The 23032-nt window shown below is 43.9% G+C and carries 17 protein-coding genes and 1 other RNA gene; 14 read left to right on the top strand and 4 right to left on the bottom strand.

Going from position 1 to position 23032, the window contains the following annotated elements; all coding sequences use genetic code 11:
• Positions 1-68 precede the first annotated feature (68 nt).
• Genes ACFGVR_RS17375 through ACFGVR_RS17365 form a run of 3 tightly spaced genes read right to left on the bottom strand, consistent with a single transcriptional unit; the run spans position 69 to position 5685 of the window.
• Positions 69-1658: a dihydrolipoamide acetyltransferase family protein gene (locus tag ACFGVR_RS17375; protein ID WP_448698622.1), complete on the bottom strand. Its 1590-nt coding sequence runs from the start codon at positions 1656-1658 to the stop codon at positions 69-71.
• Between the two features lie 44 nt (positions 1659-1702).
• Positions 1703-2950: a competence/damage-inducible protein A gene (locus ACFGVR_RS17370; RefSeq protein WP_448698621.1), complete on the bottom strand. Its 1248-nt coding sequence runs from the start codon at positions 2948-2950 to the stop codon at positions 1703-1705.
• Positions 2951-2952: 2 nt separating this feature from the next.
• Positions 2953-5685, bottom strand: coding sequence for a putative LPS assembly protein LptD (locus tag ACFGVR_RS17365; RefSeq protein WP_448698620.1), 2733 nt, complete (start codon positions 5683-5685; stop codon positions 2953-2955).
• A gap of 68 nt (positions 5686-5753) precedes the next feature.
• On the opposite strand from ACFGVR_RS17365, the gene ACFGVR_RS17360 reads away from it, so the two are divergent.
• The 11 genes from ACFGVR_RS17360 to ACFGVR_RS17310 all read left to right on the top strand — a co-directional run bounded on the left by ACFGVR_RS17360 (position 5754) and on the right by ACFGVR_RS17310 (position 17467).
• Positions 5754-6578, top strand: a complete 825-nt coding sequence (locus ACFGVR_RS17360) for an N-acetylmuramoyl-L-alanine amidase family protein (RefSeq protein ID WP_448698619.1) — start codon at positions 5754-5756, stop codon at positions 6576-6578.
• A gap of 30 nt (positions 6579-6608) precedes the next feature.
• Positions 6609-7562, top strand: coding sequence for an MlaD family protein (locus ACFGVR_RS17355; RefSeq protein ID WP_448698618.1), 954 nt, complete (start codon positions 6609-6611; stop codon positions 7560-7562).
• Positions 7563-7814: 252 nt separating this feature from the next.
• Positions 7815-8252, top strand: a complete 438-nt coding sequence (locus tag ACFGVR_RS17350) for a helix-hairpin-helix domain-containing protein (protein ID WP_448698617.1) — start codon at positions 7815-7817, stop codon at positions 8250-8252.
• Between the two features lie 151 nt (positions 8253-8403).
• Positions 8404-8862: a DinB family protein gene (locus tag ACFGVR_RS17345; protein WP_448698616.1), complete on the top strand. Its 459-nt coding sequence runs from the start codon at positions 8404-8406 to the stop codon at positions 8860-8862.
• Between the two features lie 137 nt (positions 8863-8999).
• Entirely contained in the window at positions 9000-9371 is a 372-nt protein-coding gene (locus tag ACFGVR_RS17340; protein WP_448698615.1) for a hypothetical protein, read from the top strand.
• Between the two features lie 124 nt (positions 9372-9495).
• A complete protein-coding gene (locus ACFGVR_RS17335) occupies positions 9496-11847 on the top strand; it encodes a TonB-dependent receptor (RefSeq protein ID WP_448698614.1) in 2352 nt (783 codons plus the stop codon).
• Positions 11848-11849: 2 nt separating this feature from the next.
• Positions 11850-13469: a PepSY domain-containing protein gene (locus tag ACFGVR_RS17330; RefSeq protein WP_448698612.1), complete on the top strand. Its 1620-nt coding sequence runs from the start codon at positions 11850-11852 to the stop codon at positions 13467-13469.
• A gap of 119 nt (positions 13470-13588) precedes the next feature.
• Positions 13589-14011, top strand: a complete 423-nt coding sequence (locus ACFGVR_RS17325) for a hypothetical protein (RefSeq protein ID WP_448698611.1) — start codon at positions 13589-13591, stop codon at positions 14009-14011.
• Positions 14008-14643, top strand: coding sequence for an SCO family protein (locus ACFGVR_RS17320; protein ID WP_448698610.1), 636 nt, complete (start codon positions 14008-14010; stop codon positions 14641-14643). Before ACFGVR_RS17325 ends, ACFGVR_RS17320 begins: the two co-directional genes overlap by 4 nt.
• A 267-nt stretch (positions 14644-14910) precedes the next feature.
• The gene (locus tag ACFGVR_RS17315; RefSeq protein WP_448698609.1) at positions 14911-15336 is read left to right on the top strand and encodes a c-type cytochrome; all 426 of its coding nucleotides are present in this window, start codon (positions 14911-14913) and stop codon (positions 15334-15336) included.
• A gap of 394 nt (positions 15337-15730) precedes the next feature.
• Positions 15731-17467, top strand: a complete 1737-nt coding sequence (locus ACFGVR_RS17310) for a phospho-sugar mutase (protein ID WP_448698607.1) — start codon at positions 15731-15733, stop codon at positions 17465-17467.
• A 290-nt stretch (positions 17468-17757) separates the two neighbouring features.
• On the opposite strand, the gene ACFGVR_RS17305 is transcribed toward ACFGVR_RS17310, so the two are convergent.
• Positions 17758-19191: an SEFIR domain-containing protein gene (locus ACFGVR_RS17305; protein ID WP_448698606.1), complete on the bottom strand. Its 1434-nt coding sequence runs from the start codon at positions 19189-19191 to the stop codon at positions 17758-17760.
• Positions 19192-19857: 666 nt separating this feature from the next.
• Here ACFGVR_RS17305 and ACFGVR_RS17300 point away from each other — a divergent pair.
• From ACFGVR_RS17300 to ACFGVR_RS17290, 3 genes are all read left to right on the top strand, one after another.
• On the top strand, positions 19858-21006 hold the full coding sequence (locus ACFGVR_RS17300) for a hypothetical protein (RefSeq protein WP_448698605.1): 1149 nt from the start codon (positions 19858-19860) through the stop codon (positions 21004-21006).
• A 95-nt stretch (positions 21007-21101) separates the two neighbouring features.
• An RNA gene (gene rnpB, locus ACFGVR_RS17295) (RNase P RNA component class A) lies at positions 21102-21484 on the top strand.
• Between the two features lie 174 nt (positions 21485-21658).
• Complete coding sequence (locus ACFGVR_RS17290; protein ID WP_448698603.1) at positions 21659-23032, top strand: sigma-54-dependent transcriptional regulator; 1374 nt, start codon at positions 21659-21661, stop codon at positions 23030-23032.

The raw sequence follows: 23032 nt of genomic DNA, 5'->3' as shown, positions 1-23032 counted from the left end.
AAAGGACATCTGATTTGATTAGAGTCAGATGTCCTTTTATTTTATTCCCTCTTTAACGGGTTAAGCGATTACACCTCTCTGTTAATATCCCAACCCTCCAGATAATCGGCTACACGGCGAATGAAAGACCCTCCTAACGAACCATCAACCACACGGTGATCGTAAGATAACGACAGGAACATCAGATGACGAATGGCTATTACATCTCCGCTTTCGGTTTCGATAACGGCCGGTTTCTTTTTGATCGCGCCTAAAGCCAATATAGCCACCTGCGGCTGGTTAATGATAGGTGTGCCCATTACGTTGCCAAACGTACCTACGTTGGTTACGGTAAAGGTACCGTCTTTCACATCATCGGGTTGTAGTTTGCCTGTACGGGCGCGGTTTGCCAGATCGTTTACGGCTTTGGTTAGGCCTACTACGTTCAGCTCATCAGCTTTGCGGATCACCGGAACGATCAGGTTGCCGCTTGGTAAGGCGGTTGCCATACCGATGTTGATGTCTTTCTTTTTGATGATCTGCGTACCGTTAACTGATACGTTGATCATCGGCATATCGCGGATAGCGCGGGCCACAGCTTCAATAAATATTGGTGTATAGGTTATCTTGGTGCCTTCGCGTTTTTCGAAAGCGTTTTTATTTTTTTCGCGCCATAGTACGATGTTGGTTACATCTACCTCGATAAACGAAGTTACGTGAGGTGAAGTGTGTACACTTTTCACCATGTGCTCGGCTATCAGGCGGCGCATCCTGTCCATTTCGATGATCTCGTCGCCACCACTGGTTGACACCACTTTTGGCTGCGGTACTGCCGCGGGTTGCGTTGGTTTAGCTTCCGCGGTAACAGGTGATTTTGGCGCTTCCGGCTGGGGCTTAGGCGCTTCGGCAGCCGGCTTTGGCGCTTCAACTGCTGCAGGAGCCGATTGTTCGGGTTTGTTACCGGATACGGTGCCTGTAACAAATGCAGGTTGTGTTAAACTGTCCGATGGTCTTGAAGCCGTTTGAGGTTGCTCGCTGATAACCGGTTTAAGTGGCGGCAGTACTCCCCGCACACGGTCTTGTATATATTTGATCAGGTCGTCTTTGGTTAAACGGCCATCTATTCCGCTTCCTGGTATGGAGTCAAGTTCCTGCTGGCTTACTTTTTCCTGTTGGGCAATGTTTTTTACCAACGGCGAATAAAATCTTGATGATTCGTTTTGCACAACCTGGGCCGGTTTTTCGGGCTGGGGTAATTGTTCAATACCTGGTATTTGTTGTGTTGGCGAAGGCGCTGCCGATAAAAATTCTTCTTCGTGAAACTCTTCTTCCTCCATTACCGGTATTACGGTTGGTGGCAATTGCACCGATTCTGCAGCAACAGGTGCAGGTGTTTCTGATTGCTGTGGCGCTTCCGGTTCGGTTTCGCCTTCGGCCTCTTCGGTTTCAATAATAGCTATTACTGCGCCTACCTGCACAACTTCATCAACATCGCAAAGTTTAAGCGTGAGAACACCCTTAACGGGAGAAGGTACTTCAGAGTCGACTTTATCGGTGGCGATGTCCAATATGGCTTCGTCCATGTCCACCTTGTCGCCAATGTTCTTGTTCCATTTGATGATGGTAGCTTCGGCAACACTTTCGCCCATTTTGGGCAGTAACAACTTATATTTAGCCATAAATACGCTTAGAATATTATCCGTAAAATTAACGATTTTGGGCCTTATTGACCAGACTGGCGCAATAAATTTACCAACATGCCCAAAGCGGTAATAGCCGTGCGTTCAATGTTTTGCATACGCTTTTTGCCAAAAGTGTACTTATGTGCAAAAGTTTTTTTTGCATTTGCCACAGCTATCCATACCGTGCCTACCGGTTTATCGTCGGTACCGCCGCCGGGACCCGCCACACCGGTTACGGCTATGGCATAATCCGACTTGAAATTAATCAGCGCCCCCTCCACCATCTCAACAACAGTTTCTTTACTTACAGCGCCGTGGTGCCAAAGGGTTTCGTTTTTAACACCCAGCATACTTTCTTTCAGATCGTATGAGTAAGAAATAGCGCCACCATAAAACACTTTTGACGAACCGGGATGCTGGGTAAATAAATGTGAAATAAAACCACCGGTACAGCTTTCGGCTACTGAAAGGGTTAAGCCCCTGGCTTCCATCTCGTCAAGTATAGCTTTTTCTATCGGCACATCAGCATCGGTTACCACGGCCTTGCCAATACGTTCGATAAACTGTTTAGCATAGATCTCCACCTCTGCCTGTAAAGCTGTTTCATCATCGCCAAAAGCGCTTAAACGCAAACGTACCGAGCCTAATTTAGGCAGGTAAGCCAATTTGATATGTGCTGGTAATGAACTTTCGATATCGGCAATCTTTTCGGCCAGGAAGGATTCTCCCTCGCCTACTGTTAAGATGGTTTTGTGGATGATGACCGGCAGATCTAAAGTATTTTTTAGCCTGGGTATCACAAACTCCTCCATCATATACATCATTTCGTGCGGTACGCCAGGCATGGAGATGTATATTTTACCTTGCTCGTTAAACCACATACCCGGCGCAGTGCCGTTGTTGTTGAGGATAACCTCACAATTTTCAAGTACATCGGCTTGCCTGATGTTAACATCGAGCAGCGGGCGGTTGTATTTGGCGAAGATCCGGCCAACGTTATCCAGGGCCTCCTGGTTGCGCACCAGCGATACATTAAAATATTCGGCCAGGGTTGTTTTGGTAATATCGTCTTTAGTGGGGCCAAGGCCACCGGTTATCAAAATAATATCTGCGCGTTTAGCGGCTTCGGCTAAAGCTGTGAGGATGTGCAGGCGATCATCAGACACGGAACTGATCTGCTTTACGCGGATACCGATGACGTTAAGCTGCTGGGCTATCCAGGCCGAATTGCTGTCGATGATCTGCCCGATCAATATCTCGTCGCCTATGGTAATAATTTCTGCCAGCATTATTAATTGTTATTGTAGTAGTCTTTGCGTTTACTGAGTTTAAGATCCTGTAATATAGATGCTTTTACCCGTAAGTCAACGCTATAATATTTATAATATCCAAATGGGATCCACTGGAACGACATATCCCAGCAATGGAGATCGCGGTAGATACCGATGGAAGACGTGCTCACCTGCATTGCCCGTAAATCGATACCGCTGTTATAGGTTACCTTCCATTTGGGGGTAACACTTAAATCGCCGCTGATCTGGATGGTATTGCCCACGGTTGTTGACACCCCTGTATTGCTGTAGAAAAAACTGTAGCTGGCATTAATGCTCCAGGGGATTTTAAAATCAACAAAGGCATTGGCGTTGGGATTAATGAGCGCCAGTTTACGTGCCTGTTCGGAGTTAATGCCCTGCATGGTATTGACATTTTGCTGCGGGCCCGCGGGGTTGCTTTTGATTGATTTTGAGCTAAAACTCATGCTTGCCGATACGTTAAACGAGGTGATCATAGGAAAACGCCCCTGCTGCCAGGTGTACTGGTTGATCACATGCGCATAGCGGATCAATCGCCCGCCTGCTATTGAATCGCGGATCTGGGTAACATAGGGGTTTAAAACACCGCCAAAACTGATCCCTAATTTTTGGTTAAATAATGCTGTATGCCCTGAAAAACTGATGGGGGACAATTTAAGCGAGTCGGCCACAAAGTTATAGAAAGTGGAGAATGACAAGCCCTGGATCAAAGGGATATTTCTGTCTTTTCCGGACGTATCAGAACTGCCTGCCCGTACCTTAGCCTCGATATCATTATTAACGCTGATAGCTAAACCGGCAGATTTGCCACCTCCGGGCCCACCGTAAACGCTTTGCTCAAATATAGAATAGGTTTGCGAGGTGTATGGATACGGAACGGTAGCGTTACTTACAATGGTATTGTAATAGCCATATTTAGGATCGGAAAAATCGGGGCGGTACTGGAAACTAACCGATGGGGTTATTACATCGCGTATAGCTTTAATTTTGCCTTTAAACTGCAGCATGCCATATACTTTGGTTGAGAAACCACTGGATATGGAATAATCGCCGCCTCGTTTAAATCCCTGTACAGTATCGGTAACCAGCGAATCCAAACCCGAAATACTACCGCGCGCGTAATGTTTACGGATGGTTTGAAAATAATCACGTTCGTTATAGCTTACGCTTGAGTTAAACTGGAAATAGCGAAGAATTGTAAGGTTTAAAGCTATCGGTATTTGTTGTTGAAAGCCGTTTTGAAACTTTTTTGAAAAGGTGTTGGCTGTAAACAGTTGAGACTCGGGAATGGAGTTTAATTTATTGGTACCCTGCAGGCTATAGCCGATGGTTAAGTTTTGATACCACTTTTTATCGCCAACCTGATCCTTTTTTTCAAAAGGGCTTAGGGTAGTCATGTTTAAACTAAAGGTTGGCAACTCGAGCGTTATGGTTTTGCGGGTTATATCCTGGCTGTGGCCCAGGTTGGCGGTAAAGTTAAACGGCGAACCTGGCCATGTTTTGCCGTATGATATACTGGACCGCAGGTTATTTTGTGTTAACGACTGCAGGTTATAATTTGACTGCGCTGGCGAATTTTGGTAATAACTTGATGTACCTGCGTTTACAGACGCGCTGAAGGTGGTGCCGGGATTAGACGCGGGATCCTGCGAGTGTGTCCAGGTGACATTAAAATCACGGCTTGGCGGGTCGGTTTCCAAACCATACTTATGCGAACCATAACCCAGTATAAGGGTACCCTGATATTTGTACTTTTTAAAGTAATGGGCCGTTGAATTGAGTTCGTACGAGCCTTTGGTATAATAGGTACCAAGGGTGGTGAGATCAACATAATCGCTAAAAGCAAAATAATAACCAAAACCCTTTAAATAAAAGCCCAGTTGCTGGTCTTCGCCAAAGGTTGGCAAAATAAAGCCTGATGTTTTTTGATCGGGCTTTGGGAAAAAACCGAATGGCAGGAATATGGGTAACGGTACACCTTCAATTTCGAGGTACGCAGGGCCCGAAATGATCTGGTGTTTTTCGGCTATCCCTTTTTTAATAACGATACCAAAATGCGTATCGGGGTAAGGCAGATCACAGGTACTGAACAATACGTTGCTGAACGCGGTTTCGCTGCTGTTTAAGATACGGGCCTTGCCGCCGCTCAGGTAATCGCCATCCTGATTGGTAACCACATTGTAAATTTTAGCTTTTTTAGTGACGTAATTGTATACCATCGAATCGGCGCTGATAGCGTTTTCGCCTTTCTGCACAAAATTTGGCCGCCCCTCGTATTGGTGTGTTTTGGGGTTGATGCGGCCGCTGGCAAAAACCAGGTGACTTTTCTGATCAACGCGAATATAATCGGCATCCAGTGCAAAATCGACATAAGTTACCCGGGCAGCGCCCCAAAGATAGGCTACGCCGCTGCCTTTATCCACGGTACTTGAATCGTGCGCAACTGATTTGATCTCGTCTTCAAGGCCTTCTTTATTCTTTTTTGTTGTATCGGTAATATTAACTTTATTTAATTTAACGGTGTCTTTCCCTGTGCGCTTCCTGCCGTTTCTTCGCAATAAATTCTTATCTTTAACAGTATCGAGTTTGATAATGTGCCTGTTGGTATCGGCAACAGTAAAATAACGGCGGCCCGCATAATGATTGGATGCAGAATAAACTTGTGTGAGTGAAATGAACGTTAAAAGAAAAAAAAGCGTTATAAATTTCAAAATTGATTATGAATAGTATTTTTGCAGACAAAGTTTATTCGCGGTCAAAAATAATGAAAAATAGGGCATTGAAAAGATTGATTTATAGTTTAACATTTATTGTTTGTTTATTCGTACTGCCCTCATTCAGCATAGACGGAAGCCCCAAACAAGATACCACTGTTAACCGTTACCGGATGAAAACCATTGTGGTTGATGCTGGCCACGGCGGCCATACCGGCGCAAGAGGCTCATACAGTACGGAAGAACAAGTAACGCTTGCCCTTGCCCTTAAATTGCAAAAGGCCATTGAAAAAGATGTACCCGGCGTAAAGGTGGTGATGACACGCACCACAACGGATAACGTAGCCTGGCAAAAACGATCGGATATTGCGAATGCAGCAAAGGGAGATCTGTTCATCTCATTGCATTGTAACTCACTATCGGACAGAGTAATTACTGTAAAGGGCAAAAAGAAGCGTGTGCCCGATCAGTCGGGGCGCGGGGTACTGTTTTTGGTATACCGCTACGGGCGCGATAATGAAGAAGCAGCTGCCATCCGTGAGAACATGTTTGAGGAAAGCAGCGATGCAACTGCAAAAACAGCGCTCGATCCGGAAAACTTAATCCTGTTAAATGAGTTTAAGAGAAAGTACCGAAAGAGCAGCATACTGTTTGGAGGTTTACTGAACGATGAGTTTACCCAGGTTGACGGCCGCCACAGCGATGGGGTGAAAGAGCAGGGTATATTGGTATTGTGCCACAGCGCCATGCCGGCTGTACTGATTGAGACAGGTTTTATTAACAACCCTAAAGATGAGGATTATTTAAACTCGGAAGACGGACAGAACGAGATAGTAAGTTCGATAATACGGGCCATACAGAAATATAAAACAACGTTAGAACAATCCTGATCAACCATAACACAATTAAACCAGAGTATTTTGAAAATATCAAACGAAACAAAAATAGGCGCATTAACAGTAGTATCGGTAGCTATATTGATATTAGGATATAGCTTTTTAAAAGGCAATGACATTTTTACCAGCGAAAACAGATTTTACGCAACCTACAATACTGTTGACGGCCTTTCGGTATCAAAACCGGTGCTGGTTAACGGTTTCCCGATAGGGCGCGTATCGCGCATGACCTTACTGGCTGATGGCCGCACACTGGTTGAACTGAAGGTTGAACCCAAATACGATATCCCTAAAAATACTTTAGCTAAGCTGGAGGGCACCGACCTGTTAGGCAGCAAAGCCATTATATTTGAGCTGGGCGACAGCAAAGTGATGGCTGAAGATAAGGATACTTTGCGCGCGGATATTAAGGGCGGGCTTGCAGAATCGTTACAACCTGTGCAAAAAAAGGTTGAAATGATCATTGCCAAGATGGACTCTATCCTATCGTCGGTAAACAATATTATGAACCCGCGTTTTCAAAAAAATGTTGACCGGAGCTTTAACAGCATAGCCAACACGCTGCAATCGCTTGAGGGGATGAGTAAAAAAGTTGACAACCTGGTTGGCGTACAAAGTGTGCGCATCAATAATATACTCACCAATGTAGAATCGATATCGGCTAACTTAAAAACCAACAGCGTTTACCTCACCAAAACAATGTCTAACTTTAATAAGGTGAGCGATGACGTTGCCTCGGCGAACATTAAACAAACTATAAACAATGCCAACCAGGCCATTGTGGACCTGCAAACCACCATCGGTAATATCAATAAAGGGCAGGGATCATTAGGGAAATTACTAACCGACGATGAAATGTACAATCATTTGCGTGACGCATCTGCCAACCTGGATAAATTGCTGATAGACCTGAAAGCCAATCCGAAACGTTATGTACACTTCTCGGTGTTTGGCGGCGGCGGGAAGAAAGATAATTAAGGTAGAATCAAGAGTCAAGAAGCAAGAGTCAAGAATTAAGAGTCAAGAGCCGGGAATCAAGACCTTAGTATACCGGTATATCCGGCATTCGTGTTGCATTTGTGCTGCTTTTTTGCGATATTGTAAGATTGAGCGCTATGTTTAGAGATTATGAAATTCATAATTTCGAGACAAAAAACCGCCGAAAAACAAGTAAAAATACCGACAAATACCCACCTTTGGGGTTTTTTGATTGTCAAATTCACAAAGTCAATGAAGAGCATCAAGCTTGACCTGAGCATTGCCGAGAAGGCCCGGTTAAAAAAAGCCGGTGTGAAGATCAACCGGTTGGATGATTATGCGATAGATGAGTTGGGCACACTGCTGGATGTGAGCGAACATCGCGCGAAAGCGCTTAATGCACATTTGATATTTCAGCGTTTGGCGTCCATTGGACCAAGGTTTGCGCAGGATCTGATCGACATGGGGTACTTTAACCTGGAGCAGCTTAAACACAAAGACGGCGCCGAATTACTGAACGAGCACGAGCGTTTTATTGGCTACCAAACCGACCCTTGTGTAGAGGATCAGTTCAGGCTGATCGTACATCATGCCAATAACCCCGGCAGCAGCAGGCAATGGTGGGATTTTACACCTGAACGGAAAACTTTCAGGGCTAAATTTGGGTATCCCGATAGCAGACCTGCATAATTAGTTATTGAGTTATCGGGTTAATAAGTTATTGGAGTTACAAGCGTTTTTGATATACGGTGATTGTCGCAACAAGCAAAAATAAGGCTTAGCTTGAAATACCACGCACTTAATAACTTAATACACCAATAACCTAATAACCAATAACTACATGAAAGCCTATTTTAAGCAATTATTTGAATACGACCATTGGGCCAGTCATGAACTGTTTGATAAGTTTGAAAAACAGTTCCCGCAAAACTCAAGGATATACGAGCTGTTCTCGCACCTGTTATCCACACAGCGCATTTGGCTCGACCGTATTTTGGGGATACCGCAGAGTGTTGAGCGTTTCCAGGACAGACTGCCTGAGGAAATCAAACAAGACCTGGAAAATTATCATACCGAGTGGATGGACTTTATTGACCAACTGCAGCCGGAGGATTTCGACAGGGTAATTAGCTATATCCATCCCAACGGACAGCCGTATAACGACCGTTTGCTTGATATTATGGCGCATGTGATCAACCACGGCACGCACCACCGCGGTAATTTGATCATTTTGATGAAGGAAGAAGGTTTTGTTGCGCCTACGCTCGACCTGATCTATTATGTGAGACTCAAGCAGTAAGTCTACTCTAATTTCTCTTTCAGGAAGCGGAATTGAATCAATGACGAATATCACTGGCAACCAATTGGCGTATTTAGCAGTATTATTTTTTAAGGGTTCGATTTGCACATCAAACCATTAAACTTACCTTTGCAGCAATGTTAAACAGGTTTACAGCTATATTACTGATCGTGTTTACCTTGTCGGCCAATTTTTCGACGCTGTTTGTTTTTGCAGGCTTTGAAATAAACAAAACTGCCATTGCCAGCACGCTGTGCGAGAACCGCAGCAGGCCATGGATGCACTGTAACGGTAAATGCTACCTGTTAAAAAAGATCAAACAAGCCGAGCAAAAAGAGAAGAACGATGAGCGTCAAATGGGTAAAAGCTTGTTTCAGGAGGCTTTTTTTGACAAGGGCCTAACCATAACCTTTAATACACAACTGCTCGGGGTGATGGATACCCCCTATCCGCGGTTTGCGCTGCCACAACGTGCAAGTGTAATTTTCCAACCGCCCAAAATAGGATAATACTTTTCTGTGTATTGATCGAGGGCAGCGTAATCAGGACTATTAAGTGCTTTGACGCTTGCAGGATGTAAAGATTGATACCAAAGCTTCCTTCAATTTATTATCTTATTTAATACATCAAAACATGTATTTCAAATCGTTATATATCGTTTTATTATTCGTTATATTTTCCATCACGGCGTCGGCGCAAAGCATTGTACAAATTACGGTAACCGATGCCATTACACACGAACCTTTAGCTAATGCTGCCGTTAGTGCGGTACAAGGCACAACGCTAAAGCTTTTGGGAACAACCGATGGCAAAGGCACCTATACACTTAACATGCTGGGAAATATCCAGATTTCGATGATAGGTTATCAAAGTAAACCGGTAAGCGTTGCCGCTGATATACGCAGTTTACAGATCGCTTTAGAACCATCGGCTATTGACCTGCAGCCAGTGGTTGTTTCGGCAAGTCGCGAAAAGCAGGAACGTAAGGATGCTCCCATCGCGATAAGCAAGATCACATCCACACAAATAAAAGACACCAAAGCCACCGCACTTTACCAGCTTTTAAACAAGGTTGCCGGGGTAAATATGATAGACCTGGGCAACGAGCAACACACCATGGCCATACGCCAACCTATTACCTACAACGCGCTGTACCTGTATATGGAAGATGGCTTGCCGATACGCCCTACCGGGATATTTAACCATAATTCGCTGTACGAGATCAATATGTCGGGCGTGCGGGATATCGAGGTGATCAAGGGGCCCGCGTCATCGTTATATGGCAGCAATGCCATTGGGGGCGCTGTCAATTTTGTTACGCAGAACCCTCCTACCGGTTATTCAGGCGATGTATCTGTGCAGGGTGATAACTATCATTACTACCGCGTTGACGCGGATGCAGGGTACAGTACCGGTAAATTCGGGCTTTATGCCGGTGGTTATGTGGCTCATCAAAAAGATGGCTGGCAGGATTATTCGGACTTTGACAAGTACTCGGGTAACATCAAAACCACGTATGACTTTGATGCCCGCACCAAACTAACCGCTGCCGCAAGCTACAATTACCTCAACACGCAAACGCCGGGCAGTTTAGACAGCGCGCATTTTTACAGCCGCAGTTATGGCAGCAACCAGCGTTTTACTTACCGCAAAGTAAACTCGTTTAGGGCCAATGCGCGTATTGAACATGCCTGGAACGAACGTAACAATACTTTTTTTACTGTATTTTTCAGGGACAACTCTACCGCGCAGCTGCCAAGCTATTTTATATCCGATGTGCGGAACAGCCTTGGGCAATACGAAAGTTCGAACGGGCAGGTTAACGACCAGAGTTTTAAAAGCTATGGATTTTTAACACAGCACCGCAGTGACTTTGGCTTTTTACATTCGCGGCTGATCGTTGGTGCTTACCTGGATAATAGTCCGAGCTCGTACTACGCGCAGTTTTTGAATATCCAGAAAGATGTAGCTAATAACTACTATACCGGCTTTACCAATACAGGCACTTATATCGATCATTATACCATTAAGTTGTTTAACACGGCTGCTTATGCGCAATATGAGATGAAGCCGATGGATTCGTTACGCATAGTTGCAGGTTTAAGGTACGACAGGGTACATTATAGCTTTGCAAATGAGTTGCCTGCTGGTTCAACAAAATACAAACAACAGGAAACCGATAACTTTAATATTGTAGCCCCTAAACTCGGTTTTACTTATGACCTGGGAAGCAATAAAGGCTTTTATGGTAATTTCAGTGTGGGTTTTCAGCCACCTGAAACGGGTGACCTGTATAACGCAAGGCAAACCAATCAGTTAAAGCAGGCTACCTTTTATAATTACGAGTTGGGCGGATGGTTTTCGGCGCTGAACAAGAAAATGTTTGTGGAGGTCAGTTTGTACGACCTGGAAGGGCGCAATGAGATCATCAATCAACTATTACCCGATAACACCACGCAGAACCAGAATGCAGGAGCAACACGGCACCAGGGGATCGAGTATGCTGTAAATTATATCCCTGTTAGTGCGTTAGCCTTCCGCTTTAGCGGGACGAATGCACGGCATACTTATATTGACTATAACGAAGTAGGTACCAATTATGTAACCGGTAAAAGTTATAACCTTATTTACAACGGCAACCGGATGAACAATGCACCTACGTGGATAGCCAATTCGGAACTGACCTATAAGCCAAAATACTTTGCAGGTTTTAGGATAGGTGCCGAATGGCAGCATGTGAACCGTTATTTTACCAACCCGGCAAATACCAAGGTTTACCCGGGATACGATATTTACAACCTGCGCTTAGGCTATAACTTTAAAAAGAGTGTGCTGAAGGGCGCCGGCATATGGTTGAATGTGCTTAATGTGACGAATAAGCTGTATGCCACTACGGTAACCAGCAACCAATACGGCGATACGTACAACGCTGCGCCGCCGCGCATTTATAATTTAGGCATCAGTTACTCTATCTCAAAATACTAAGGATGGCAGCAGATAAAAACACCAGCGGCGCATTTAAACGCCGGCTTTACAAATGGCATCGCACGTGCTCGCTTATTATTGCGTTTCCTGTTTTGCTTTGGGCCTGTAGTGGGTTTATGCACCCCATTATGACCAATATGCGCCCGGCAGTTAAAACCCAGGGCATACGGGTTGATACCTTAGACAGCAAAAAGATACTGCTGCCGCTTGAGAAAGTATTGCTGCAAAACAAGATCGATTCGGTTTATAGTGTGCGGTTGGTGCACATTGATACCAATTGGTTTTACCAGCTAAAAACCCGTAGTGGCGGCGAACTGCAATACATCAGCACTAAAAACGGTAATGTATTGGCCAAAGGCGACTGGCTGTACGCCCAATACCTGGCGCGGCTGTTTTTGGAAGGTTGGCCGAAAAAAGAAAAGGTTGAAATGAATATGCCTTCGGGGATGCCGATGCCGGCAGGTAATATGGCTGATTGCTGCGGTGAAGCGGCCAATACCGTGCTCAATAATAAAACCGGTGCACCGGTGGCCAATGTATCGCTCGTTAAATCATTTAATGAGGAATATAAAAGCATTTATTGCCTGCTGCCGGTTTACGAGGTTTCGTTTAAACGGGATGATCATATCAGGCTCTATGTGGAAACCGGGCAGGACCGCTTTGGCGTTGCCGTGGATAAGAACCGGGCGGCCTTCACCACGTTTTTCGACCTGGTACACACCTGGGGCTGGATCAATTTTTTGGGTAAGGGCCGGTTGGTTATCGAAGTATTTTTTGCGGCGCTTGGCTTTTTTACGTCCCTGATGGGGATCTACCTGTTTTTTAGTACCAAAAGTAAAAAAGTGCCCGGTAGCCCGGTGGTTAGGGCAAGGCGCAATCACCGGTACACGGCCATTGTAGCCTCGCTATTTACGCTGATGTTTACGTTTAGCGGTTGTTACCATGCTTTTTCGAAGTTTGGACTGAAGGAAAAGGAAGTGATTTCGGTGCAGCATGCTTTTGCGGCAAAGGCTGTTCACTTTGATCTGAATAGGCTGCGGGGCATCGTACAAAAACCAGTTACCAACATCGGCCTGGCGCAGTTAAATGGGAAACCTTATTGGCAGGTGTATACGCAGCCGGGTGAGAAAGCAACCCGCAATAAGGATCTGATGAAGGATATGAGTGCTGATGCCGCCCCGGTAACTTATATCAGCGCAAGCGATAACAGCGTTTTGAAAGATGGCGACGAGCTTTACGCGAAGGATATCGCATCGCAACTGATTGGGAAAAAAGATCAGGACATTGCATCGGTACAGTTGATTACCAAGTTTACCGACGAATATAACTTTACCGATAAACGCCTGCCGGTTTGGAAGGTGAACTATGCGTTTAACCATAACCAGCGCCTGTATATTGAAACAGCGACCGGGGTTTTAGCCAAGAACACCAACGATGTGGAATTGAATGAAGGTTATAGTTTTGCGCTGTTTCACAAACATCACTTTATGGATTTTGGCGGTAAAACCATGCGCGACATCAGCACCATGACCGGCGCTTTTTTACAGATAGTGATGGTAACCATTGGCCTGATATTTTATTTTAAACGCAGAAAAAAGAAAACAGTGGCCGGCAACACCTAAACAGGGTTTACCGTTTGTAAAATTGAATGCCTGCATCTTTTTTTACTATTAACTTTTGATACCTTCGGCAATGTAAATTTGCCGGGAATTTGTTTTGGATACAACCTAATTTTAGAGATATGAACAAACTACTTTACACCATTTTTGCAATAACAGCAGTGCTGACTGCGTGTAACGGTCAGAATAACAAGAAACTGGAAAAGGATCTGCAAAAGCAGGTGATCGATTTTCATGAAAAGGTAATGGCCGACGATGAAAAAGCGATGATGAGTAAAATGAAACTGGACACGGTAATTATGCAGGCTAAAGCGGCCAACGCTGATACAACTGAAGCGCACAAATACAGTGCGGCGCTAATGGCAGCCGATGACGCCATGGGCAACTGGATGCAAAAGTTTGAACCCGATTACACCGGCAAAAGTCATGAAGATGTGATGAAATACCTCGCAGAACAGCAAACTAAAGTAAAATCGGTTGATTCGATGCTGATAGAAGCCACCCAACAAGCACAAAATTACCTGCAAACTGTTAAAAAGAAATGAAAAAACTGATCTATTTAATAGCAGGTATTACTTTGCTGAGCGCCTGTCATACCGTCGATGATAAAAAACTGCCCATTTTTGGCAACCGCCAGCCGGTTACCAAAACAGTAGATGGCAAAACTGAGGTGGATACCATTTATGCCACCATCCCGGCGTTTAGCTTTGTTAACCAGTATGGCAAAACCATTACGGATAAAGACCTGGCCGGTAAAATCTATGTGGCCGACTTTTTTTTCACCAGTTGCCCTTCCATCTGCCCTATTATGCAGCGCAATATGCTGAAGGTGTACAACGAGTTTAAAAACGACCCGAACGTGAAGATCCTGTCGCACACCATTGATCCAAAACATGATACTATTCCGGTTTTAAAGCAATACGCCGACAAGCTGGGCATTACCGGCGATATGTGGTGGCTGCTGTATGGCAAAAAGGAAGAGATCTACCAGATAGCCGAAAAAAATTACCTGGTATCGGCCAAGGATGACAGCGCCCAGGGCTACGTGCACGACGGGTACTTTATTTTAGTGGATAAGCAAAAACGCATCCGCGGGAGTTACGATGGCACCGATGTGAAACAGGTAACGCAGTTGGTTGCGGATATGCATACGCTGGAGAAGGAAGATACGAAATAAGGAAGAAGTGGCAGCAGCAGTTGCAGTTTTGAGACGAAAGAGGAATAAAGTCTAAGATATGGATTTGGTCGTGTTCGAAAGATTAGATTTTCATCAAAACTCCTTCCTTGGGGAAGGGTGCGGATGTCTGTGAAATGGCGGGAAGGGGTCATTTTTGCGGGTGTGCATATTCGATAAACCCCTCCCTCCACCCTCCCCGGGGAGGGAATCGCGCGATGCCACTGCTTTTTTAAATCTTTCGAACACAACTAATATGGATTACTAAATATGAAGGTAAAATACATTTACATACTGCTACTATTAACTGCTACTGCCACTTTCTTAGCCTCCTGTCAGAGCGAAAGCGAAATGACGTACGCGCGTTATTACTCTGTTGGCAGTACCATTTACAGCAGCAAATGCCAAAATTGCCATGGTACCAATGGCGAAGGACTGAGTAACCTGATACCGCCATTTACCGATTCGGCTTACCTGCGTAAAAACCTGGATAACCTGCCTTGTTTTGTAAGGAATGGCCTTAAAGATACTATTACTGTTGCTGCGAAAAAATTTAGCGGGATAATGCCTGCGCAAGGAAGCCTGTCGCCCATTGAAATAGCGGAAGTGCTTACTTATGTCGGCAACTCGTTTGGGAACAAAATGGGTTTGATTGATGCGCAGACGGTGGAGAAGGGTTTGAGTAATTGTAAATAGTTTAGTAGCAGCGGCACTGGCAGTTGCAGTCTTTTTAACTTAGCATAACTGCCACTGCCTGTGGTTACTGCTACTTTCTTAAAACTGCGTTAGGGATAGAAGCGGATACCGGCCCCGTGGCTAATGCCCTGTGTAGTATGAGCGTAAAGCCCGGGCCGAAGGCAACGCCCACTTAATTCAAAAGGAAAAAGGATCTGTATTGTTGCTCTGTAAGTCGGGGATTGCTTCGTTCCTCGCAATGACGCTTTGATTTAATTTATTCCATCCGCACTTACTAACTAAATACTTTTTCGCAAAACCTTTTTCAATATTTAATCTTAGGACATTATAACACCTGAAATTTATTTACATATTTGTTACATACAAATCAACCATACTAAACATTGATATAACTATGCAGGAATTAGATGCATCTGTACAGGAAAAAGTAAATACATGGCTTAACGGCAACTACGATGCCGATGTGAAACAGCAAATACAAAAGCAGCTTGACGACCGGGCCTATACCGATTTAACCGACGCGTTTTACCGCGACCTGGAGTTTGGTACAGGCGGTTTACGCGGCACCATGGGGCCGGGATCGAACCGGGTGAATAAATACACCATTGGCGCGGCTACGCAGGGTTTGGCTAATCATTTAAAGAAAACTTACCCGGGCCAAAAGATCAAGGTTGCTATAGCGCATGATAGCCGTAATAATTCGGATGTGTTTGCGGGGATTGTTGCCGATGTGTTTTCGGCTAACGGCATCCATGTTTACTTTTTTAAGGCCTTGCGCCCTACTCCGGAGCTATCATTCGCCATACGCGAACTGGGCTGCAAAAGCGGCGTGATGCTCACTGCATCGCACAACCCGAAGGAATATAACGGTTATAAGGCTTACGGTGCCGACGGCGGTCAGTTTGTGTCGCCCGAGGATAAGGCGGTAATGGCCGAGGTTGCTAAAGTGAGCAGTGTGGATGATATTCAATTTGAGCGTGTTGCGGCAAATATTGAACTGATCGGCGAAGATATCGACCAAAAATACCTGGATGCGATCGCTTCCTTATCGATCTCTCCGGAGGCTATCAAGCGTCAGAAAGACCTGAAAATTGTTTATTCGTCGATACATGGCACAGGCATTACCCTGATGCCAAAAGCTCTGGCGCAGTTTGGTTTTGAGAACGTGATCATTGTAGAAGAGCAGGCTACACCGGATGGCAATTTCCCTACCGTGGTTTATCCTAACCCCGAAGAAAAAGAGGCACTCACCCTGGCGATGAAAAAAGCTAGGGAAGTTGATGCCGACCTGGTTTTAGCTACCGACCCTGATGCCGACCGTGTAGGCATTGCGGTAAAAGACAGCAGCGGCGAATGGATATTGCTGAACGGTAATCAAACCGGCAGCTTACTGATCAATTACCTGTTAACTGCCTGGCAACAAAAAGGTAAGCTAACCGGCAAGGAATACATTGTTAAAACCATTGTAACCAGCAACCTGATAGAAGATATTGCCAAAGCCAAAAACGTAAAATACTTTAACACCCTTACGGGATTTAAATACATTGGCGAACTGATGACCCAGCTATCGGGCAAGGAAACTTTCATCGGTGGCGGCGAGGAAAGCTACGGCTACCTCATCGGCGAGTTTGTACGCGATAAGGACGCCATTGTTTCGGGCGCGTTTATTGCCGAGATGACGGCCTTTTATAAAGACAAAGGCAGCAGCCTGTTTGAAGCTTTGGTGGATATGTACCTGGAGTACGGTTTTTACAAAGAAACGCTGGTATCCATCACCAAAAAAGGTAAAACCGGCGCCGAAGAGATCAAAGCCATGATGCAGCAATACCGCGAAAACCCGCCTAAAACTTTGGGTGGTGCTAAAGTGGTTGCTTTAAAAGATTACGAAAACCGTGTGGAGACCGACCTTGCCGCTGGCAAAACCTCACCTATCGATCTGCCGAAAAGCGATGTGCTGCAATTCATTACCGACGACGGCAGCGTGATCTCAGCAAGGCCATCGGGCACGGAACCTAAGATCAAGTTTTATTGCAGTGTAAATACTAAGCTGGCTGATAAAGGTGCTTATGAGGCGACTAATAAGGCTTTGGATGAGAAGATTGATGGGATAATGAAGGATCTCGGGGTGTAATTTCGGAATTCGGATTTTCGATTTCGGATTTATTCGATTTATAATATTTGATTTGAATGCTCAATCGGAAGGTTGGGCATTTTTTTGTTTCGGATTTCGGAATTATTCCGTTAAGATCACAAGTCATCAGCCCACAATCAACCGCTCAAGACTTGCGCTATTGTAGGGAGTGTAGCTTGATTTCGGAATTTCGATTTCGGATTTATTCGATTTATAATATTTGATGTGAATGCTCAATCGGAAGGTTGGGCATTTTTTGTTTGTACATGTGGTTAAAAATTACATGTACACTATCGCAAAGTGGCCACTTTTTCAGCGTCGATTAAACGGCTTATGTTAGGTACGGATGACCAACTGCCGGAATAACGCATATTATTGCTTTCTTCGGATTGAAATAGATTTAGCTTTTCTATCAATTCTATTGGAGTGTTAACATCAAATAACCCTTTTACTTTTTCGAAATGTCGTTTCGAAATTAACTTATTAAAAAAGGGAAAAATCCTATTATCCTCTTCACGATAGACATATGTTAAGGGGAACCAATGATTCTTTTGGAACAGTCCAATGTAAAAGCACAATAAATCGCCATTAGTAAAGGTCGTCCTATCCAATTTATTAGAAATCCTACTAATCATAAAATCAGCCTGGGCACTATAAAAATTTTGTCCTTTTAATTGATTATAATACTCGCTGAATGTATCGACATTTTTATAAAAAGTGGTATAGTTTGATGGTTCGTTTTTTGATGAGTATCTGTCCTTGATAAAATAGCCATTATAGAAAATATCTTCAAGGAATTTGTAATTTTCATTTTTGAGAAAAATAGCCACAGTATATATGAGTAACTCATGTACAATAAAGCGAAAATTATCAAACTGATGATTTGACCAACTTCCAACAGATTCTTCTGGATAAAATAATGAAGGTAACTGCTCAAAAAAACGTATGAGAATATCTGTGTCAAATTCAAAATTTCCATTTGAGATTTTTACAATAAAGTCAATAAAATCATCGCGTAGTGGTGTATATTGATGTAAATTTTCAAGAATCTGCTTTCCTGCATCAATCCGTAAATTTGATATAGAGGAAATTCTAAAATCTTTCAAATTATCAAAAAAAGCATCAAAGAAATCTCTTGATATTGAATTTCCTCTGTTTGGAAAACGATCCAACTGCGAGTCAAATCCCCTTACAAGGGCTGTCGTCTTAAAATTAATTGGTGTATCTTCAAATATATAGCTTGGAACTTTACCAAGTTTCGGCTTGGCCAACAATGGTCTATTTAATATATTTCTTAACAGTTTTTCATAATTGGACTCGGAATGTTCAGATGACGACATGTCCAAATATATTCGGCCATTCAAATAAGTAGGTATATATGGTTTACCCTCTTCATCTAATTCTGCCACTATAGGTATGAATTTCTCTTGAGACGTATTTTCATAAATCTGAGGACTAATAATTTGAGTTTCAGTTCCCACTCCTCCATCTCTATCATTTGCTTTAGAAGCATACTTTTTATCGAGAATCAATAAAACCTTATGAATATCAACTGAGCTGACCATGGATTCCATAAAACGGTATTTGTCTTGTCCCTCTTTTAAATCCCATTTATCTATTGAAACGTCGACTCCATCATTCACTAATCTTTGGGCGAGAGTTATAACCCAATCTTCATGGTCTGGGCTTGACCAGCTGTAAGAAATAAAAACTTTAGGTTGCATATTAAATAAACTTATTTAATTAAGCTCTAAATTAAAAATATCTCCATAAAACATACTAATTTTTTTTGCACAATATTGTTTAAAACTATTTTTTTTAGTCACACACTTGTATTAATTTGTTTTGGATATAAATCAGCTGCATGGAAAATTCCATAATCTTTTTAACAGTAAATCCAGCTATTTTTCGTATTTTTATATAAAAGCGCAATGCGTTTTAGAGTTATCAAACACCAAAGATCAACACACATGGGTATACCTATGTGATACCGATGAATACCCATCACATACCCATGTGTTTTATGGGTATAAAAAATAGAAAAATAGCCTAATTCGGCTTTAAATGAAGGTTTTGGTAGAGAATTCAGTAAAAATACCGATAAATACCTATGTCCCCTGAAAATAGAATCAAGAGTCAGGAATCAAGATGCAAGGCGACACAAGCGTAGCCGCTCTGTAAGTCGGGGATTGCTTCGTTCCTCGCAAGGACGCGCGTGAGAGATTATGAAAATACCGACAAATACCCACCCTTGTAACTGAGATAAGGTGCAGAGGTTGTCCTGAAGGGTGCTGAAACAAGTCCAGCATGACGCGTTTTTTCATTTGCACCTCAACTCATTTGCACATCAACCAATATTTTGTAAGTTCGTTTACCTTACTTATCACGTTATGCTCAGAAAATCTGCTTATACCCTGCTCGGGATATTGTTTTGTTTTACCGGTTACGGGCAGGCATACTTGCCGAAAAACTTAAAGCTTCCGGCGGATTCGATGCGGTTGATCAATAGTCTGAATAACTTTTTGATCCAGTTACCTAAGCCCGACAAGGAAAACAGCATGGTATTGAAAGAAAACCTGCTCACCGCCGCCGCTTTGATGGATGAGATGAAAGGTATGACGGATGCTGGTACCGCTAAGAAGGATTTTTACAAATGCTATTTGACCAATGTTTCAACCCTGGATAGCACCGGCTATATTATTCAGCTGAGTTATTTGGGTACAGATGGGACTGTGCCGATTTTAAGGGCAAGCTTTAAGCTGATAGCGCAAAGGCAGGGTGAGCGGTATTATTTTGACAGTCCGCTAAAGCTGAATACCCAAGAATTATTCGAAAAAAAGATAGGCAACTTTACGATACACTTTACTACCGCATTGTACGACCCGCAAATTATCCACTATATAAAAAAGGCCATTGAATATGACAAAAGACTAAAAGCTCCTGATTATCCCACCCAGGTTTATTGCTGCAATAACTTTGTGCAGGCCATGCAAATATTGGGTGTGGATTATAAAGCCGAATATAATAGCCAGAGCCACGGTAATATATCCACCTGGGAAGGCGGCCGGAGCTTGTATATCATCGGTGCAAACGCTACTGATGTTACTGCTTTTGATCCGCACGACCTGTGGCACAGCCGCCTGCACCATGTGGTATCAACCGATGTGATCAACCGGCCCGTTGACGAAGCTTGTGCCTATTTATACGGCGGCAGCTGGGGAATTTATACCTGGAAAGATATTTTTACCAGATTTAAAACCGAAACCGGCAGCGACCACGATTGGTTAACGATATTTAACTCACATAAAAAATTTGCCGATGCCAAAACACCGCTGTATACCGATTACGTGATCATCGCGCTGATAGTTCAGAAACTGGAGAAGGAAAAAGGTTTTCAGGCGGTGATCGGGCTGCTAAGTTGCGGTAAAAAGCAGGCGGATAACGTCAACTTTTTTACAGCTCTGGAGAAGATAGCGGGGATCAGCAAAGCTAATTTCAATGTTGAGGTGGAGAAGCTTTTTGAGTCCGAAAGACCGTAAGTTGGAAAGTCCGAAAGATGTTCGCGTTACAATTACTTCTTACTTGCAGACTTTCGGACTAAAGACTTCCCGACTTAAAATAGTATCTTTGCAACAAAGCAAACCGCTCTATCGCTGCCCTTTCGCGGGGCGGAGGAAAGTCCGGGCAACACAGGGCATCCTGCTTCCTAACGGGAAGGCGCCACCAGTTGGGCGACAGCAAGTGCCACAGAGAATATACCGCCACGATTTATCGTGGTAAGGGTGAAAACGTGAGGTAAGAGCTCACGGCCTTGTATGGCAACATACATTGCGGTAAACCTCAGGAGTTGAAAAACCAAATAGGTTACAAAAGTGGGGCTGCCCGCTCCCGCTTAGTGCTTGCACTAACGTTTGTAATGGGTAGGTTGTTAGAACCCGGTAGTGATGCCGGGGCCAGATCAATGATAGAGATTCGCGCAAGCGAAAACAGAACCCGGCTTACAGGTTTGCTACTGGAATTTGAAGCACCTTTTCCACTTTTGTGGGAAAGGGCTTTATTTTTCACCAGTCGCTCAAACATTAACCCAAAAACAGTGTTTAATGGATAAAATACCCAAAAGTGTTTAATTTACTATACATTTATTTAACTTAGCAGGCTGATTAACAGCAGCTATTTACATATACCAACCTTATGGCTAAAATTCTGATAATTGATGATGAGCGTGCTATCCGTAACACTTTACGCGAAATTTTGGAATATGAAGATTACCAGATTGACGACATAGATAATGGTATTGATGGCCTGGAACTGATCCAGAAGACAGATTACGACCTGGTTTTATGCGACATTAAAATGAACCGGATGGATGGCATGGAAGTGCTATCGGAAGGTTTGGCTATAAAACCCGATCTGCCGTTCATTATGATATCGGGCCACGGCACGGTTGAAACCGCTGTTGAAGCCAGCAAAAAAGGCGCTTTTGATTTTATATCCAAACCACCTGATCTGAACCGCTTACTGATTACGGTACGCAACGCGCTCGACCGCGGATCACTGGTGACCGAAACCAAGGTTTTAAAGCGCAGGGTATCAAAAACCCGCGAAATATTAGGTGAATCGCAAGCCATATCAAAAATAAAAGAGACCATTGACCGGGTTGCTCCTACCGATGCCCGCGTGCTGATAACCGGCGCCAATGGCAGCGGTAAAGAATTGGTTGCACGCTGGCTGCACGAAAAATCGCACCGTAATAATGCACCGCTTATTGAGGTTAACTGCGCGGCCATCCCGTCGGAGTTGATCGAGAGTGAGCTCTTCGGTCACGAAAAGGGTTCGTTTACATCGGCCATCAAACAACGGATAGGCAAGTTTGAATCGGCAAGCGGAGGCACTTTATTTTTGGATGAGATTGGCGACATGAGTCAATCGGCGCAAGCTAAGGTATTACGCGCCCTGCAGGAAAACAAAATAACCCGTGTAGGCGGCGAAAAAGAAATAGATGTTGATGTACGTGTAGTTGCGGCAACAAACAAGGACCTGCTGAAAGAGATTGAGGCCGGTAATTTCAGGATGGACTTGTACCACCGCCTGAGCGTGATACTGATCCATGTACCACCATTGACCGAACGCCGTGATGATATTGGTTTGCTGGCTCAAAGCTTTTTGGAAGAAATTTGCAACGACTACGGTATACCGGTTAAGCGGATATCAGAGCCCGGCCTGGAAGCATTGAAAGCTTTGCCATGGACAGGTAACATCCGCGAACTGCGTAATATGATAGAACGCTTAATCATTTTGAGCGACAAGGTAATTACCGATACGGATGTCAAATCATTTGCCAACCCATCTGCACCGATAACAATAAGCGCAACGGCAGCAGCGCAGCCAGACTTTGACCAGTTTAAAAACTTCCAGGAATACAAGGATTTCGCTGAGCGGGAATATATCAAATTCAAGCTGGAGAAAAATAACTGGAACGTATCAAAAACTGCCGATGATATTGATATTCAACGCAGCCATTTGTACAGTAAGATAGAGAAGTACGCGTTGAAGCGGGGGGAATAA

It is taken from the genome of Mucilaginibacter aureus (assembly GCF_053514885.1).
The sequence above is the reverse complement of the archived record's forward strand: the minus strand, read 5'-3'. Positions and strand labels throughout refer to the sequence as shown.

Excerpts from the sequence above, each read along its gene's own strand:
- ACFGVR_RS17375 (WP_448698622.1), bottom strand. The coding sequence starts at position 1,658 with ATGGCTAAATATAAGTTGTTACTGCCCAAAATGGGCGAAAGTGTTGCC.
- ACFGVR_RS17370 (WP_448698621.1), bottom strand. The coding sequence starts at position 2,950 with ATGCTGGCAGAAATTATTACCATAGGCGACGAGATATTGATCGGGCAG.
- ACFGVR_RS17350 (WP_448698617.1), top strand. The coding sequence starts at position 7,815 with ATGAAGAGCATCAAGCTTGACCTGAGCATTGCCGAGAAGGCCCGGTTA.
- ACFGVR_RS17345 (WP_448698616.1), top strand. The coding sequence starts at position 8,404 with ATGAAAGCCTATTTTAAGCAATTATTTGAATACGACCATTGGGCCAGT.
- ACFGVR_RS17340 (WP_448698615.1), top strand. The coding sequence starts at position 9,000 with ATGTTAAACAGGTTTACAGCTATATTACTGATCGTGTTTACCTTGTCG.
- ACFGVR_RS17335 (WP_448698614.1), top strand. The coding sequence starts at position 9,496 with ATGTATTTCAAATCGTTATATATCGTTTTATTATTCGTTATATTTTCC.
- ACFGVR_RS17330 (WP_448698612.1), top strand. The coding sequence starts at position 11,850 with ATGGCAGCAGATAAAAACACCAGCGGCGCATTTAAACGCCGGCTTTAC.
- ACFGVR_RS17325 (WP_448698611.1), top strand. The coding sequence starts at position 13,589 with ATGAACAAACTACTTTACACCATTTTTGCAATAACAGCAGTGCTGACT.
- ACFGVR_RS17320 (WP_448698610.1), top strand. The coding sequence starts at position 14,008 with ATGAAAAAACTGATCTATTTAATAGCAGGTATTACTTTGCTGAGCGCC.
- ACFGVR_RS17315 (WP_448698609.1), top strand. The coding sequence starts at position 14,911 with ATGAAGGTAAAATACATTTACATACTGCTACTATTAACTGCTACTGCC.
- ACFGVR_RS17310 (WP_448698607.1), top strand. The coding sequence starts at position 15,731 with ATGCAGGAATTAGATGCATCTGTACAGGAAAAAGTAAATACATGGCTT.
- ACFGVR_RS17305 (WP_448698606.1), bottom strand. The coding sequence starts at position 19,191 with ATGCAACCTAAAGTTTTTATTTCTTACAGCTGGTCAAGCCCAGACCAT.
- ACFGVR_RS17300 (WP_448698605.1), top strand. The coding sequence starts at position 19,858 with ATGCTCAGAAAATCTGCTTATACCCTGCTCGGGATATTGTTTTGTTTT.
- ACFGVR_RS17290 (WP_448698603.1), top strand. The coding sequence starts at position 21,659 with ATGGCTAAAATTCTGATAATTGATGATGAGCGTGCTATCCGTAACACT.